The organism is Levilactobacillus koreensis JCM 16448, from assembly GCF_001435525.1.
Taxonomy (GTDB): Bacteria; Bacillota; Bacilli; order Lactobacillales; family Lactobacillaceae; genus Levilactobacillus; species Levilactobacillus koreensis.
Map to the genome: position 1 here is coordinate 8615 of NZ_AZDP01000119.1, position 16334 is coordinate 24948.

Below are 16334 nucleotides of genomic sequence, written 5' to 3' on the forward strand. Positions count from 1 at the left end.
GATTAAACAACTAAAGGAGCAGCTCATTATGACTATTTTAAAACACTTTTTACAAAGTCTACCGATTCATGTGCTACAATCGGAGTACAAACTGAAAGAAGGGTTCCCGATGGCAGCTGTCGCAAGAATTCAAGTCCGCATTGATGCTGATATCAAGAAAAAGGCGGAATCAAAATTGAAACAGAATGGCCTCACTATCTCCGACTTCACCCGGATTATGATGACCAATGTTGCTAATGGAAAGTTGGACCACGCTTTGGAAATTGTCAATCAGGAAGTTAATGACTCCCTGCAAGAAGTTCTTGAGCAATCTAGTGATCAAAAGCTCCAAGGTTATTCAGATTTAAACTCACTGAACACTGCCCTTTTTAAAAATGACTAAGTCTCAAGTATTTCTCACACGTCGCTTTAAGAAAAGTTTTAAACGCATTAGAAAGAATCCGCACTGGCGACCAATCTTCAAAACACCTGCAAGTGTAAGACCGTCACCCTGGGATCAAATTATGAGCTTATTCCTTGATGAACAGCATATTCCTAGTTATTTTTACGAACACGCCGTCCATGCCAACTCACAACTAATCCATCGTCTAAACGTCAAGTATCCCCAAGAGAATCTACGTCTTTCCGTGATGGAACTTCATTTTGATGGCCATAATGGCGATCATCTTCTTGTCTACATTAAGGTTCCGTCTAAGCATGAGGTTTACCTTATCGACATTGGCTCGCATGCCGAAATCTTTCGATAAAACAAACTTCTGTGGGCATTGATGTTCACACTGAGAATTTCTATACAGTTTCTAAAAAAGGCCCTGAACAAGTCGTCATTCAGGGCCTTTTGGGAGGAGTTTACATTTTAGTTGTTACTTCGTCAAATACATTGATCGCAATTGGGCCTTTTTATGAGCGTCCAACCCGATTTGAGTCTTCAAGAAGTTGTCAACCGAACCATACTTCTTGTCAATCGTCTTGTAAGCCGCATTGAGATATGACTTCTTAACTGCCTTCAGCCGCCGGAAGTTTGCCCGTGCATTCTTATTTGCCGTCAACTTATCCATAGCTGAAATGGCAATCTTATTTTCCTTTGCCAAGTTATGGTTGGAACGTAGATATTCTTTCATAATGGTTTGTTTGCTTACACCCATTGCAGACAGGAAGAGCATCGCTCCAATTCCAGTACGATCTTTACCATCCGTACAGTGAAAAAGGGTTGACCCCTTTTTCTGCTTCAGTAATTGATTAAAGAAGACCTTGTAGCCCTTAATTGAAATCTTATCGCTGACTAATCCTTGGTAAAATTCTGGCATATGATTAGGGTCCATAGTCGCTAACTGTTGGGCAAATTCTGCCTGTGAGTTACCCCCAAAGTTAGAGTCTTTAACTACACCATCTTTAATGTATTTTACATTAGCAATCTTAACGTCCGGTGTATTCTTAATTTCATTTCCAGAACGGAAATCAACCACTGTTTTCAACTTATATGTTGATTTGATAATCTTCACATCATTCTTCGTATAGTTGATCATCTTGTTCGACCGGATGATTCGGTGAGATTTGATTCGATGTCCATTTTTGGTCTTGATACCGCCCATATCCTGAACATTGCTGGCACCCTTCAAAGAGATTTTAGTTCCATAAATCGTTTTACTTGCTGCATTAGCAACAACTGGTGTTCCCACGCTACCGAATAACATTGTTCCCAGCACAACGGTTAATCCCGTCTTCATCATGTGATTCATACTTTGTTTCCTCCCCGAAATATGTATCTCCTCCAGTTGTAAACGTTACCATAGTTTGAACACCCCGTAAAGGATTAATCCACATTTTATATTATGATTATGAACTAAATTGGTCGACAACTGGTATAGTTAGCCTACTTCCACTACCGAGTCATCCCCCTGCTCGCCAACAATCTTACGTGTCATACTTAACACCATTAAGGGGGGAGTCACATGAACCGGTGGCAAAAAATATATAATATTGGCGTTGTTACTTTAGCACTCTGGTCCATCACACTAGCCATCCTCGACTTCTCCAATCTCATTCATATTCAAGAGCCGCCCTGGTCTGCGATGGATGATGGTATTCTCGCCGCTTTTACCGTTGACTACATCGTGCGGTTCGGCCGGGCCAAGCAAAAGTGGGTCTTCTTTCGCCACAATATTTTTGACCTGCTCGCCATCATTCCGCTCAGTACCATCTTTAGTTTCTTCCGCCTAGCACGAGTCACTCGATTGTTTCGTCTCGTCCGGTTGTTTCGCTTTGTACGTTTGATTGGTTTCATTGGTAAACTCCGCCACACGCTGAAGCGCTTCTTTCGCACTAACGGATTCATTTACCTCGTCTGGGCCTGCATGGCCATTCTAATTCTAGCTGCGACCCTCTACTCCTATGCTGAACACGTTTCCTGGGGAGAAGCCCTCTGGTGGGCCATCGCCACGGCTACTACGGTCGGTTACGGCGATGTCGCGCCTCACACGGCTGTCGGCAAAGTTGCGGCGACGATTCTCATGTTGGTCGGTATTGGCTTTATCGGCGCGCTGACGAGTACCATCACCACCTACTTCGCCAACCGTGGCAAGTCGTCCGACTATCAACGGATGACCAAACAGCTAACCGCGATTGAAAGACAGAACCAGGAACTACGCGAGCTGTTGCAGGCATTACGTCAATCCAAAGACAATGATCAAAACTGAGAACTGGGCCCTTATCATGAGAGTAGAGCAGAAAGCGGTTAATGCTCATTGACTGTCTTCTGTTCCACGTTTCGACTATATACGTTTAGACCCCTGATCACAGCCCGTCTCTTGTGATCCACCTTTGTTCCCCATACAACATCTACGCAACCACTTCTCTTCCACCACGCTTCAATGATATAATACGGGTTAAAAGGAGTGCTGCATTCATGGAAAAACGAATTAAAGGTTCATGTACCACCATTTTGGTTGGGAAAAAGGCGTCACTCGATGGGTCAACGATTATTTCTCGGAACGACGATGGTCACGAAGCCCTCGATCCCGAAAAGTTTGTCGTTGTTAACCCCGCCGACCAGCCACGCGACTACAAGGCCGTTATCAGTGGCGTTGAGGTTAAATTGCCTGACAACCCATTACGTTATACGTCCATTCCAAACTCAATTTTAACGAACGGTATCTGGCCAGCCGCTGGTATCAACAGCGACAATATCGCCATGTCCGCGACTGAAACGATTACCACCAACTCTCGTATCTTAGGGATTGACCCTTACGTCGCTGGCGGTATCGGTGAAGAAGATCTGGTCACGTTGGTCTTACCTTACATTCACAGCGCCCGCGAAGGGGTTGAACGTTTGGGTAGCCTCTTAAAGGAATATGGGACCTACGAACCAAACGGAATTGCCTTTTCCGACAACAACGAAATCTGGTGGCTAGAAACCATCGGTGGTCATCACTGGGCTGCTAAGCGGATTCCGGATGATGCCTACGTGGTCGCTCCTAACCGGATGAACATTGACTTCTTTGATTTCAGTGCTGACGACACCATGGCCTCTGCTGACCTGGAAGACATGATTGAAACCTACAGTTTAAACCCTGATTTCGACACGGTTAACCTACGTCACATCTTCGGCAGTGCTTCAACTAAGGACACGGTCTACAACAACCCTCGTGCTTGGTTCGGTCAAAAGTACTTCTCCCCCGATGTTGAACAGGACCCTCAAGATCAAGACCTGCCATTCATCTGCCATGCCAATCGGAAAATCTCCATTGAAGACGTTAAGTACGTGTTGAGTTCTCACTTTGAAAACACGAAATACGACGTTTATGGTGACGGTTCCGAATCCGACAAGACGAAGTTCCGTCCAATTGGGATCAACCGGAACCACGATGTGCACATTCTCCAAATCAGAAACAATGTGCCCGACAGTATTGCCGGCATTCACTGGTTAGCCTTTGGTGCCAACACGTTCAACACGGTCGTTCCTTTCTACGCCAACGTTGACGACACACCAGCCGTTTACAAGGATGCCGATGGCACGTTCAACTTGAATCATATGTACTGGTTGAGTTGCACCACGGCTTTGCTGGGTGACACGGACTACGACTTATACGTCGACTTCCGCAACACCTTCGCTTTGGAAGCCATGGGCGCTTACCGCAAGATTCAAAATGACACGGATGCCGCTATCAAGAATGGTGCCGACGTTAAGATTCTAAAGGACGCCAACGAAAAGCTGTCCAACGAATCCTTCACGCGTCAGACCAAGTTGCTGGGTGACATGGTCACGTTCGGTTCAGAACACATGAAGTTACGGTACAATTTAAACGATTAAACGTAAAGCCTTCCTCTCAATCTGGGGAAGGCTTTTTTGTTCCATCAAGTATAACTGCCTAACCCTATAAGCGTATAGCACAATCGCAACTTAATCGAAAACGGGTGCTCATTGCCGCTACATCAGCAATTGAGCACCCGTTTTAGTTATAGACTGAAGGTTGAAAGTATCTAAATGCTGTTTAAGCCTGATGTAACAACGATATTACCGTGAAAATTAGGCAACCTAGTCCATCCTTCGCCTTACCGGTCGGCAGATATGGTGACTTTCTGTCAACTAGGAAGATGAGTGTAAAATCGTTATTAGTTGAACAAAAGATGTTAAATCCGCAAAACTTTTAGTAGTTATTGTGAATAGAACACAATCGAAGCCGGAGGAGGACAGGGATGCAGCCAGCCGTGGAGGTGGTGTTAGCTGGCAATTCTGTGAAGTGCCAGCTTACAGCACGGGCGACTTTGGAGACACGCGGTCTTCGTGGCTTCAAAGCGAGCGAGAAGACTGGTGATTTTCCAGTCTGAAGTGTCCCCACAGCAGGCGGAATCCCTGTCAGCCGGAGTGCGGCAAATTTACACTATCTTAATGGTGCGAATCCTTGCCAATACTGGGGCGAGATAGGTATTTCATCTTTCAACCTTTAGTTATAGATTTCAATTATTCGTTAAACCATCATTACCACTAACAATCCACGTAATCGCTAAAGTATCAAACCAATTTAACCCCAGCCTAAAACTTCAACTCATACTCAAAGCCCAGTTTCTTATAGTAGTCCAGCTCGATAAAATCCGTGGGCCGGACCTCACCATCGCGCTTATCAAAATAGGCCACGCCTGCCAGCTTCAGCATTTTATAAACAAACTGTGAACAAAACAGAATATTTGGCCGAGCAGAGTGCCGAGATACCAGGCCCACCATATTATAAGCACTCCCCTCCCGGTTGATTTCAGCGATCTTATCCAAGACGAACTGCTTTTGTTCACGCGTCACCGGCAAACTGTACACCAGCAGCGAGGCTCCCTGCTTTTGATGGAAGAACTCTAGCGTTTCGGCATTCATCCCCGGCGGATACACATTATCCCCACCGTTGTAGGAAATAATCGTCGTCAGGTCACGGTCAAATGCCAATGAGACATGATTGAACTGCTTGCGGGTGAATACTGAAATCATTTCGCTGGCCGCGCTTCCCGTATTAGATACCGCCAAATAAAGGTGCGCGTCATTCAAGGTGGCCTTGGCCGCGTCAAAATAGTCCTCCGTGAGCGTGCCATGGTTGATGTACCGCATGGCACTGTGGCGCGGCAGGTCAGCTAAGATTGTTTTCAAATGCGCCACCGACACTTTGTCCTTCGCCGCAGCCGTTTCTGCCATAATATCCGAAAACTTGTCCGTGTTCCGTCGCAACTCCGCAAAGCTCACAGTTGTTGCCTCTTCCACTGTTGGCAGGTAAAAAGCAACTTGATTATTCGTCGTCACAAACCGCTCAACCCACAACGGCAGTAACACAATCACCACACTGACGATTTTATCCAAGAAGTACAAGGCTGACCATCCCCGCAACGGAAAGACGACCGCCGAGACAAAAATAATTTGAATTGCCAGCATTAGGCTATAGACCACCGTCAAGCCAACCTTAGCCGTCCTGGGAAATTGTGCAAGCCACGTCCGCACTAGCATCATAGCCGCCACGTAAATATAGGTAATAATCAGAATGGGTTGGTTTGCAAGTAAATACAATAAAACTAATAAGAACCAGCCCATCCCACGTATCTTGATCGATTGAAAGTAATCCACTATTGCACTCATTGGCGCCCCTCTTTCGGCCAACATCAAAGCGCGTGATACCGGCATCGACGAGTTGGCCGTTTTGCCGGGGGCACGCGCTTAATTTGTCATTAATTATAGTTGCATTCAGTATAGCATAACTATCCTTATAATCAGCTGACCAATCGCTATTATAACGACTAGTCACTACTAAAAAAGCCCATCAGAAATCAACTTTCCAATGAGCTTTCATTATAAATACTTATTTTACAGCTTCCGCAACTGCCTTGTTCACAGCCGCCTTTTCGTCTTCAATCAAGGCCACACGGGTTTCGATGACCTTGGTGTCCATCGTTATTTCCCGGGTTAACCCTGGCGTATTCAGCTTTGGTTCAAAGAAGGCCTTAAATTCAGCCAACCGTTCTGGTGTATGGAAAACGCCAGTCGTCACGGTGATGTACGTGGTAAATTCCATGTCGCCACCAACCGTGTCTTCTAGCCATTGCCAGTCGTTTCTGATCCAATCCCAAGCGGCTTGTTCACCCTTGGAATTGTTTAACACGCCGCGGTACCAAGCCCGCAAGTCTTGAGGCTTAACGGTATCGGCGTCCTCAAAAACACCGATCAATTTGGCAATCAGCGTAGCATCGGGCGTCGTTGGTAAGGCCGCAGCGAGGTCCGCCTTGTAGCTGGCGTCACTGGACTTCCGGTAATCGTTCAAGAGTTGGTTAAAGACCTGGGCATCACTAAAGTTCTCCACTTCATTGGCCAAGATGAAGACCCGGACAGATGCTGGCAAACTGGCCAAGTTATCTTTATGGGCAACAAATAGTTTGTGAGCAGCCGCAATTGAGTCAGGATTCTTGGCGTATAAAGCCGCGTTCAAAACGAATGGCCGCGTCAATTGGTCATCGTTAGACTCACCGGCCTTAGGCGTCCAGCTCAAACGTTCAACTTGTTTAGCACTCAAACGATCAAACAATGCCCGTAAGGCTTTTTCTTCGGCAGATTCTGGCGTTACAAACTTTTGTAGGTTACCAGCAACACCGTAAAGCACGTCGTTAACGACCGTCGACTGACTATCCGCAAAACGACTCAGCAATGGCACGATCGCGGCGTAAGAAATTTGCCGACCTTCAGCCAATAACCGTAAGTCTTGGAGCAATTGTATCTGAGCAATTGCATCTAAGGAGTCCAGGTTAGCTAAGATATCCTGCAGCAAGGTGTCGTCATACTTCACGATGAAGTGTGAGCTATTGCCGACATTTAAGCGGAATGGCTTGCCACTGGCCTGACGCAATTCAGCGTAGTCGCCCAGGGTCACGGCCTTGTCCGCTAAGATTTCGGGAACAGCGTCGTAATTACCGTTCAAAGGTACTTGCCATTGACGGCCGGCATCCTTGCCTTCACCAACAAAAAATTGTTGCTGGTTGATGGTCAATTTGCCATCGACGACTGCGGCGGAAACAACTGGATAACCGGGTTGTTCGAGCCAGGAATTCATGATGGCCCCAACGTTCATACCGGAAGCAGCACCCAGAGCAGCCCAGAGGTCAGCCCCGGTAGCGTTGCCGTAATGGTGAGTGGCAAAGTAGTTCTTCAAGCCAGCCCGCAAGGCATCGTCACCGATCAAGGCCCGAACCATGACTAACATCCGCGCACCCTTAGCGTAAACGATGGCACTGTCAAACAGTGCGTCGATTTCGGCTGGATCTTCAACCTGCACGTGAACGGATTGGACACCGTCCGTGGCATCCCGTTGCAGAGCCATTGGGGCTTCGGACGTCTGGAAGACTTCCCAGATGTGCCAGTCGGGTTCGATGGCGTCGATAGCGACGTATTCCATCATGTTGGCAAAGCTTTCATTCAACCAGAGGTCGTCCCACCACTTCATCGTCACCAGATCACCAAACCATTGGTGCGCCAGCTCATGGGCGATGACTGTAGCGACTCGTTGCTTCGTTTCAAACGAGGTGTTGTCGGGGTCTAAGACCAGGTAGGCTTCCCGGTAAGTGACCAGCCCCCAGTTTTCCATGGCGCCGGCTGAGAAGTCAGGCAAGGCCAACTGCCAAGAATGAGGAAGTGGATATGGCGTCTGGTAGAAGTCTTCGTAAAATTCGATGGAGCGCTTGGCAATATCCAAGGCAAAGTCGAGTTCCTTAGGTTGATGCGCCTTGGTGGAGAAAACACCGACCTTGACGCCACTCTTAGTGGTGGTCAGCTTACTCTGCATTTCCCCGAAAGCAAAGGCAATCAGGTAAGAAGACATGCGAACCGTGGTGTCAAAGTAGTGGACACCATTAGCCACCTTCACTTCGGGCATGTTGCTGATGACGGTCTCACCCTCGTGTTCGTCGAACTTGATGGCAAGGTCAAACGTGGCCTTGGCTTCGGGCTCATCAACACATGGGAAGGCTTGGCGGGCAGCGGTCGTTTCAAACTGCGTGCCAATTAATTCCTTCTTCTCCCCGTCGAGCTCGTAGTAGGACGGGTAGATTCCCATCATGCTGTCGGTCAAAGGAGCGGTAAAGTCAATGGCTACCGTGGTTTCACCGGTCTTACCCAGGTCGATGTGAATTCCTTCACTCTGGTCGTCAAAGGTGAAAGGCACGTCCTTGCCGTCGGCTTTCACGGTACTGATGGTCATAAATTTCTGATGAATTGCAATGTTAGCTTGCTTGGCGTCACCGGTAATGGTGGACGTCCCGGAGATCAGCTTCGTCGCCCGGTTGATATCGAGGTACACGTTGTAATGTGTCGGTTGGAACAGTTCATAAAAATGTGTGGATTCTGCCATATTTTTCTCCTTAAATTGTTAGAATAAACTCATTATACGACAATTGGTTGCAAGACGCCACGAATGACGCGAGCAAATTAATGCTGCCCCTCTTTTAACCAAGCTTCGACTTCTTGCCCGTCAATTGAGCGAGTAAACCGCCGGCCGAGTTGCCAGTCAATGTTGGGATACGCACAACGCAAGCGGGCATTAGCCGCAGCAATTGGCGTGGAGCTGGAGGTACAGAACTGCCAGACAGTTTTACCACGTAGCAGGTTCGTTTCAAGTAAGGTGTTGACCACGTGTGGGACCTGACTCCACCAAATGGGGGCACCGAGGTAAATAATGTCCGCCTGTTCGAGCAACCGTCGATTGGGTAATTGAATGGCTGGCCGAACGGTATCATCAGCAGATTCAAGCGACACGCGACTAGTCGGATTGTGCCAATCGAGGTCATCCGGGGTGTAGGGATGCTGTGGCTCAAGTGGTACCAACTGCGCTCCGGTCACACGAGAAATCTTTTGGGCCACGGCAGCGGTGTGCCCAGTACAGGAAAAGTATAAGACGATTTGTTTTGACATAATAGATGGAATAACTCCTTTCGGCAATCATTGGTTTCTAGCTACTCTAGTTATACACCTTGATAGTTGGAGTCAAAAATAAAAAGCACAACTAAAGCTTACTGTTCATATCACAAAAAAGATTCAATCCAAAAATGAATTGAATCTTTAAAATATAAGCTGTTTAACCGTGCAGTCACTATGATCTAATCACACTTACTTTGATATTACTTATTCTTTTCCAGTGCTTCCCAGAGACCGTTGAGATAAGCAATTCCCAATGCCCGATCATACAGGCCATAGCCTGGCACACCATCTTCGCCCCAAATGTTGCGACCATGATCTGGCCGAATATGGCCATCGAAGTTCGTGTCGTGTAATGCCTTCATAATTTCATACATATCCAGGCTACCACATTCACTTAGATGAGCCGATTCATGGAAGTCACCATTATCATTCATGAACTTAATGTTGCGGGCATGAATAAATGGCGCGCGATCTTTGCCAACAAATTCCCGGATAATGGCTGGTACATCATTACAAATAGCATTAATAGCATTTCAATTGAGATCAAAAAAATATCCAGTCGGCGGATACCAAACTGGATACTCATTTTGTCATTTCAAAGAATAGTTATCTATTCCCATTCAATTGTCGAAGGCGGCTTGCTCGTGACATCATACAGAATGCGATTGACATGATCCACTTCATTGACAATGCGGACCGAAATCTCCTGTAAGACATCCCATGGAATACGGGCAAAGTCAGCGGTCATGCCGTCGATCGACGTGACGGCGCGAATCCCCACGGCGTAGTCGTAGGTCCGGCCATCACCCATGACCCCAACACTCTTGATGTTTGGAAGCACCGTGAAGTACTGCCAAATATCGCGGTCGAGGCCGGCCTTCTTGATTTCTTCACGCAGAATCAAGTCACTATCACGGACAATTTGTAACTTTTCCGGCGTGATTTCGCCAAGGACCCGAATCCCCAAACCGGGGCCAGGGAATGGTTGCCGCCAAACGAGCGCGCTTGGCATCCCCAACTTTTCACCCAACTCACGGGCTTCATCCTTGAACAAGGAACGAAGTGGTTCAATCAGCTGGAAGTGCATGTCTTCCGGCAACCCACCGACGTTATGGTGTGACTTGATAGTTTGCGCCGTATCAGTCCCACTTTCAATCACGTCAGTATACAACGTCCCTTGGGCCAAGAAGTCGATACCATCGAGCTTTTGGGCCTCGTCATTAAAGACTTGGATAAATTCATTACCAATAATCTTACGTTTCTTTTCGGGTTCAGTAACGCCAGCCAATTTGCTCAGGAAACGGTCTTGCGCATCGACTTTTACGATGTTCAACCCGAACTTCCCTTCCAAACTGTCCATCACTTGCTTGGCTTCACCCTTCCGCAAGAGGCCATGATCCACGAAGATGCTGGTCAGTTGCGTTCCAATGGCCTTGTGCAAGAGCACACCGACCACTGAGGAATCGACCCCACCAGACAGACCCAGTAAGACACGCTTGTTACCAACTGTCTCACGGATATGTTCGATTTGGAGATCAATGAAGTCATCCATGGACCAGTTAGTTGCCGCACCACAAACGTCAAAGGCAAAGTGTTTCAGAATATCATTGCCGTATTCCGTGTTACGAACTTCCGCGTGAAATTGAATCCCGTAGAAGTCACGGTCAACGTCTTGCATGGCAGAAATCGGGCAATTTTCGCTCGTTGCCACACGTTCAAACCCATCTGGGACCTGGGTCACTAAGTCACCGTGACTCATCCACACCGTCTGGGTCTTCGGCGTATCCTTGAACAGCTTTGCATCATCGCTCAAAACAGTGATGTCTGCTCGGCCGTATTCCCGGTTATCTGCGGATTCAACTTTCCCACCAGTCAAGCTGTGGGCCATCAGTTGCATCCCGTAGCAGATTCCCAGAATCGGAATTCCAAGGTTAAAGATCTCAGGGTCAACGTTGAACGCACTGCTGTCGTACACGCTGTTTGGTCCCCCGGAGAAGATAATCCCCTTGGGGCCCCAAGCCTTGATCTCAGCCGCACTCATCGTGTGGGCCTTTAGTTCAGAGTAAACGCCCATGTCACGAATCCGGCGCGTAATCAATTGATTGTATTGACTTCCGAAGTCCAAGACGATAATCTTATCGAATTTGGACATATCCACGTTTGCCAAGCCATTCACCCTTTCTTCTTTTTCAACATTGGTTATATCATACAGATTTCTCAAACGATGGTCAATGCAAATCCGACCGATTCCTACTAGAATTGGGTCACCCCTTAAGCTGCGGATGGCCTTCACGATTGCCGTTTATTCCCGTTGACCCGGCTTTCTTTGACTGAAACTTAATCATTAAGATAACTTCTAAGTTAATTTCAGGCGTAAATGATAGTAGGGTTGCCTATCCAACAATCGCCGTTGAGTTGCCACAAATCCATACTCGGCCGCCAGTGTTCCTAGTGAACTTCCTGGCCGCACGTCCATCCCCATCATGGGACAGCCGCTCACCTTGGCCCGGTGAATCGCATCACCCAAGAGCCATTCGTCGAACCATTTCTGCTGGAAGGTTTTACCTTTGGACCGGTTTCGTACCGTTAGTAAGTCCAAATACCACTCATCGGCCAATGCGCGTGACGTGACCACTAATTGCTGCGGCGGTGCCACCTGCATACGTGTAAACAGCGCCGACCACTGGTTATCTAGTGTCGGCTCAACCGCTGCTGGATAGCCGTACGCCACGCCAACTGCCACCCCCTGATTCTGGTAAACCCGTGCCTGCGGATAACCATAGCGAAACTTGGGCTGATGGTAACCGACAAATAAGAGTTGTGAAAGTTGTTCCTTACTAATTCGTCGTAACCGGCGCAATTGGCGCCGCTCCAGCTCGTGAAGCACCAGCATAGCCACAGCATCGGCATCAACAATGGTCGCATCTCGTAACATCCGACCGCCCCCTAATACTTTCGCAGTAACAACCGGTCGATCCGGTGATGGAAGGTCTTATGAATGATCATGTCGGCACGATTCCGGGTTGGCAAAATGTACTCTTCCAAGTTTTTCAGGTCGATATCCCGCCAAACCGCTTTTCCTTTGGCCAATGCCTCATCGTGGTCGCCAATTGCATAGGGGTAATAGTAGTTGGTTGGATCCTGGAAGGCCGTTTCCAATAACAGTTCAAAGCGTTCCAAGAACCAGCTCTCAATCAAGCTTGGCTCAGCGTCCACGTAAATCGAGAAATCCGTAAAATCGCTGACGTAAATCTGTTCACTGGTGGGCAATTGGAGGGTGTTAATGCCCTCTACAATCAGAACGTCTGGGTGAACAATGTACTCGAATTGGTCGGGCACGATATCATAAACTTTATGTGAATACACCGGCGCCTTAATTAGCGGCGTACCAGCCTTCACAGCGTTTAAAAATTGAATCAGTGCGGCCATATCATAGCTTTCCGGAAAACCTTTATGCGCCATAAGATTTCGTTTTTTCAACTCTTCATTGCTGTACAAAAAGCCGTCGGTCGTAATCAATTGAATTCGTTGTCCCGTGAAATAGTGATTGAGCAAAACTTCTAGCAGCCGCGCCGCCGTACTCTTCCCTACCGCCACACTGCCGGCGATACCGATGATAAATGGCACCCGATGCTTTTTCTGCTGCAAGAAGGCCGCCTTGTCCTGTTGGAGTTTTTGATAATGGTCAAACTCTAGGTGTAATAAATGCACCAACGGGATATAAACGTCCTGAACATCTTGCAGGGAAATTCGGTCGTTAAACGCCTTAATTTGCCGCAGACTTTCTTGAGTCAACGGTAAGGTTGCGTCATCGGAAAACGCCCGCCACTGTGCGCGGGTAAATGCATTGTAATTAATCGGATCACTCATGGGGACACCTCAACTTTGAATAGAAATAATTACCCACCATTATACCGCAAAACCGGCCGTTTCCGACACTGAGAAGTTGTAAAGTGGGAACGCTTACTAGGGACAGTTGAGTAAAGTGGAGGTGACCACATAAATATAAATATTTTTACATACGAGAAGTGTTCCAAAGCGAAAAACTAGCCATTTTCACTTAACTTATTTTGTATCAAGGCTGAAAGTTCACGTAAGTCTTCCTCAGTTGCACGATTTTTTACAAAACTACGTGCCGCAGATCTTGTTGAAATGTAGCGTATTCGTTCTTTATTTTTTTCATTCCATCATTTATTAGCTGCTTTTTTTGCATCGGTATAAGGCTGTACTGGCATGACTTTTGTCTCCAAATCTACTTAGTTTTATTTGTACCCACGGTCAATATCTTGTCTCGATGTATCACTTCATGAATCATCCCCGCATCAACAGAAAATTCATTAAGCAAACACAGCTATTCCGGTATTCTTACTTTTAAAAAGCATCAAATTTCATTTACTTTGTTCCTAAATCATACCGTACCAGCATCCCATTAACAACCGCTTTAGCGTCAAAATCAACAAGAGAAAGATTGCCCCACAAACCAATAAATAACCAATATACATAACTACACTTCCAACCGGACCTAACCCTCCCAAAAAACAAAAAAACGCATGCCCCGACCTCTCAGTCAGCGACACGCGTTTTCATTTCACTTAAATCATTTCATACTCATCACTAGACACATCGCTCAGTAATGGCGAGAACTCACCAATGCCGACGATGCTCAGTCGGTGCATGGCTCGCGAGCAGATGGTGTACAGCAATTGCCGTTCATCTTCCGCCGCGTAACGGCTAGCCGAAGCCTGCCAAACGATGACACCGTCGAATTCCAATCCCTTGGCCAAGAACGACGGTACCACAATGGTTCCTGGTGCCAGCCGTTGGTTTTCGGACTGAATCAACGTGACCGCTACGCCCGCTGCCTTCAGCTTTTCGGTCAGGTCGCGGCAATCCGCCAAGTCCTTCCCAATAATGGCGGTCGTCTCATCCTCTTCTTCATTTTGCTTGATCTGGGCGATGACTCGCTTTAGTCCAGCCGCTTCATCCGCCGCCAGCGTCATGGTTGGGAGTTCACCTTCCCGTGCGAACGCCGTGACCGCTTCACCATTTTTCAAGATATGCTTGGTGAAATCCGTCACCTGCTGCGTCGACCGGTACGACTGCGTCAGCTGAATGACCCGCGTCTTGTCGGGGTCAAACATCGTACTGAGTTCCTGCAGCAACGTCCGACTATTCTCCTTGGTGAAGATGGCCTGGTTCAGGTCTCCCAGCATGGTAAAGCGTGCCCGTGGGAAACTAAACTTCAGGAAGGCCAGTTGGAACGCATTGTAGTCTTGAATTTCGTCCATGAAGACGTAGCGCATGTCCCGTTCGCCACCCTTACCCGTCATCTTGTCGTACAAGTACAGGTACGGCGTCGTATCAACCAACTGCATGCGATGATCCTTCAACTTGCCAATGGATTCATCAACGCTGGCATTCCAATCAGCTACGGAGATTCCTTCATGGGCTAAATCAATTCGGTTCGGCATGTTTCGTAGCATGTGAACGTATTGATTATTGATACTCAAGAACCGTGCCCGAACGATGGCCTTCCGAATCGGATCAAACGCTTGCATGACGACCTTCCGTGACAGGAATTGCATTTCCTTTTCGGAGGAGTCAAATTCCCGCGGTTCCTCGCCATACAAGGTATCCAACTGTTCCTTACTCATGTCCTGAATAGTTTCCTCAACCCACTTGGTCTTCATTTCGCTCGTAATTCGCCGATTCAAAATACGAATCAAGGCTTCCTTCGTGGCCTGCAGGCGGTTACCCAAGTGATAGTTGCGGTTGAAGCTGTAGTAAATTTCTTGAATTTTTTCTCTATCAATAAAGACCTTACCCTGGAACTTGATGTTTCTGAAGACCATGTCGCGACTCTCCAGTTGGTCCGCGTAGGCCGTTACGGCGTTAAAGAACGCGAGACTTCCCTTGAGCTGATTGATCTTCTTTTGAGCCGGTGTATTGGTTTCGCCAAAGCGCTGCGCCAACGTTTCCACGTCGATCTTCGGCAACCGCCGTCCCGCGTACTGGTAGTACGTCATCTGAACCATGTTGTGTTCCCCTAATTCAGGCAACACTTGGTCAATATAGTCATTAAATAATTGGTTAGGTGAGAACAGCATGACCTGCCCCGCCGTTAAATGACCCCGGTAGCGGTACAGCAGGAAGGCGACCCGTTGCAAAATAGCGGCCGTCTTCCCAGATCCCGCTGCCCCCTGCACGAATAGCAGGTCGGATTTGGTATCCCGGATAATTTGGTTTTGTTCCTTTTGAATGGTCGTGACGATACTCTTCATCTTGGTATCGGAGTGCTCGCTCAATGCTGACAGCAACATCTGATCCGTCACCGTTTGGTCGGTGTCGTACAGGGTCACGATGGTCCCGTCTTCGATTTGAAATTGACGTTTGAGCTTCACGTCGACGGTTTGTTCGCCATCCGGCGTCTGGTAGCTCACATTCCCCAATTCCCCGTCGTAATAAATACTCGAGATGGGCGCCCGCCAGTCATAGATCAAGAAGTGGTCGGGCGTATCAGAAAATGACCCTAACCCAATGTAAATGGTCTCAGTCTTCGCGGTCAGACCTTCTTGAAAATCGATCCGGGCAAAGTAAGCCTTCTTCTCCAACCGTTGGAGCGTGCTTAACTCCGTCGTCGCGTGTTGCCAACTATTCTGCCGTTCGGCCAACAGTTGTTGTTGTTGCCGCACCGACAGCGCCGTTTCCAGCAAGCCCTCATAACTATCTGTTTTGATTCGTAAGTCGTTGACAAAGTTCTTGCGAATCCCGGCTTCGTCATCCTCAGCCACGTCGATTCGCTGTTTAGCGTCCTTTTCTGCGATCTTGATCTTCGTAACTACCGCATCTAAGTGTTTTTGTTCGTGGGCCTTAATTGAATCTGGCAAGCCAATCCCTCCTCGATTAA

12 protein-coding genes and 1 pseudogene are annotated in these 16334 nt (G+C 47.6%); 4 read left to right on the forward strand and 9 right to left on the reverse strand.

What is annotated here, in order from left to right:
* Together FC99_RS11900 and FC99_RS11905 are read left to right on the forward strand one after the other, a co-directional pair.
* Nucleotides 1-382: type II toxin-antitoxin system RelB/DinJ family antitoxin (locus FC99_RS11900; RefSeq protein ID WP_235805923.1), on the forward strand; the 382-nt coding region annotated here is incomplete at its 5' end.
* A gap of 121 nt (nt 383-503) precedes the next feature.
* Nucleotides 504-746, forward strand: a complete 243-nt coding sequence (locus tag FC99_RS11905; protein WP_048735262.1) for a hypothetical protein — start codon at nt 504-506, stop codon at nt 744-746.
* 114 nt (nt 747-860) lie between these two features.
* Here the strand turns inward: FC99_RS11905 and FC99_RS11910 are convergent, their stop codons facing one another.
* Nucleotides 861-1736, reverse strand: a complete 876-nt coding sequence (locus tag FC99_RS11910) for a tyrosine-protein phosphatase (RefSeq protein WP_048735259.1) — start codon at nt 1734-1736, stop codon at nt 861-863.
* Between the two features lie 213 nt (nt 1737-1949).
* On the opposite strand from FC99_RS11910, the gene FC99_RS11915 reads away from it, so the two are divergent.
* Both FC99_RS11915 and FC99_RS11920 read left to right on the forward strand, forming a co-directional pair.
* Entirely contained in the window at nt 1950-2693 is a 744-nt protein-coding gene (locus FC99_RS11915) for an ion transporter (RefSeq protein WP_048735256.1), read from the forward strand.
* Nucleotides 2694-2902: 209 nt separating this feature from the next.
* On the forward strand, nt 2903-4306 hold the full coding sequence (locus tag FC99_RS11920) for a C69 family dipeptidase (protein ID WP_048735254.1): 1404 nt from the start codon (nt 2903-2905) through the stop codon (nt 4304-4306).
* Between the two features lie 723 nt (nt 4307-5029).
* On the opposite strand, the gene FC99_RS11925 is transcribed toward FC99_RS11920, so the two are convergent.
* The 8 genes and pseudogenes from FC99_RS11925 to helD form a co-directional block, all read right to left on the reverse strand.
* Nucleotides 5030-6106 (reverse strand): hypothetical protein, encoded by a 1077-nt coding sequence (locus FC99_RS11925; RefSeq protein WP_053083554.1) that lies wholly within the window; start codon nt 6104-6106, stop codon nt 5030-5032.
* A gap of 220 nt (nt 6107-6326) precedes the next feature.
* Nucleotides 6327-8861 (reverse strand): M1 family metallopeptidase, encoded by a 2535-nt coding sequence (locus tag FC99_RS11930; RefSeq protein ID WP_048735252.1) that lies wholly within the window; start codon nt 8859-8861, stop codon nt 6327-6329.
* Between the two features lie 77 nt (nt 8862-8938).
* On the reverse strand, nt 8939-9421 hold the full coding sequence (locus tag FC99_RS11935) for a flavodoxin (protein ID WP_048735249.1): 483 nt from the start codon (nt 9419-9421) through the stop codon (nt 8939-8941).
* Nucleotides 9422-9627: 206 nt separating this feature from the next.
* A pseudogene (locus tag FC99_RS13675) lies at nt 9628-9939 on the reverse strand (mannonate dehydratase); the annotation flags it as partial.
* Between the two features lie 98 nt (nt 9940-10037).
* Nucleotides 10038-11579: a glutamine-hydrolyzing GMP synthase gene (gene guaA / locus FC99_RS11940; protein WP_191979311.1), complete on the reverse strand. Its 1542-nt coding sequence runs from the start codon at nt 11577-11579 to the stop codon at nt 10038-10040.
* Nucleotides 11580-11783: 204 nt separating this feature from the next.
* The gene (locus tag FC99_RS11945; RefSeq protein WP_048735243.1) at nt 11784-12362 is read right to left on the reverse strand and encodes a hypothetical protein; all 579 of its coding nucleotides are present in this window, start codon (nt 12360-12362) and stop codon (nt 11784-11786) included.
* Between the two features lie 11 nt (nt 12363-12373).
* On the reverse strand, nt 12374-13297 hold the full coding sequence (coaA, locus tag FC99_RS11950) for a type I pantothenate kinase (RefSeq protein ID WP_048735241.1): 924 nt from the start codon (nt 13295-13297) through the stop codon (nt 12374-12376).
* Nucleotides 13298-14019: 722 nt separating this feature from the next.
* The gene (helD, locus tag FC99_RS11955) at nt 14020-16314 is read right to left on the reverse strand and encodes an RNA polymerase recycling motor HelD (RefSeq protein WP_048735239.1); all 2295 of its coding nucleotides are present in this window, start codon (nt 16312-16314) and stop codon (nt 14020-14022) included.
* Between the last annotated feature and the right edge of the window lie 20 nt (nt 16315-16334).

Excerpts from the sequence above, each read along its gene's own strand:
- FC99_RS11920 (WP_048735254.1), top strand. The coding sequence starts at position 2,903 with ATGGAAAAACGAATTAAAGGTTCATGTACCACCATTTTGGTTGGGAAA.
- coaA (WP_048735241.1), bottom strand. The coding sequence starts at position 13,297 with ATGAGTGATCCGATTAATTACAATGCATTTACCCGCGCACAGTGGCGG.
- FC99_RS11915 (WP_048735256.1), top strand. The coding sequence starts at position 1,950 with ATGAACCGGTGGCAAAAAATATATAATATTGGCGTTGTTACTTTAGCA.
- FC99_RS11925 (WP_053083554.1), bottom strand. The coding sequence starts at position 6,106 with ATGAGTGCAATAGTGGATTACTTTCAATCGATCAAGATACGTGGGATG.
- FC99_RS11945 (WP_048735243.1), bottom strand. The coding sequence starts at position 12,362 with ATGTTACGAGATGCGACCATTGTTGATGCCGATGCTGTGGCTATGCTG.
- FC99_RS11935 (WP_048735249.1), bottom strand. The coding sequence starts at position 9,421 with ATGTCAAAACAAATCGTCTTATACTTTTCCTGTACTGGGCACACCGCT.
- FC99_RS11905 (WP_048735262.1), top strand. The coding sequence starts at position 504 with ATGAGCTTATTCCTTGATGAACAGCATATTCCTAGTTATTTTTACGAA.
- guaA (WP_191979311.1), bottom strand. The coding sequence starts at position 11,579 with ATGTCCAAATTCGATAAGATTATCGTCTTGGACTTCGGAAGTCAATAC.
- FC99_RS11930 (WP_048735252.1), bottom strand. The coding sequence starts at position 8,861 with ATGGCAGAATCCACACATTTTTATGAACTGTTCCAACCGACACATTAC.
- FC99_RS11910 (WP_048735259.1), bottom strand. The coding sequence starts at position 1,736 with ATGAATCACATGATGAAGACGGGATTAACCGTTGTGCTGGGAACAATG.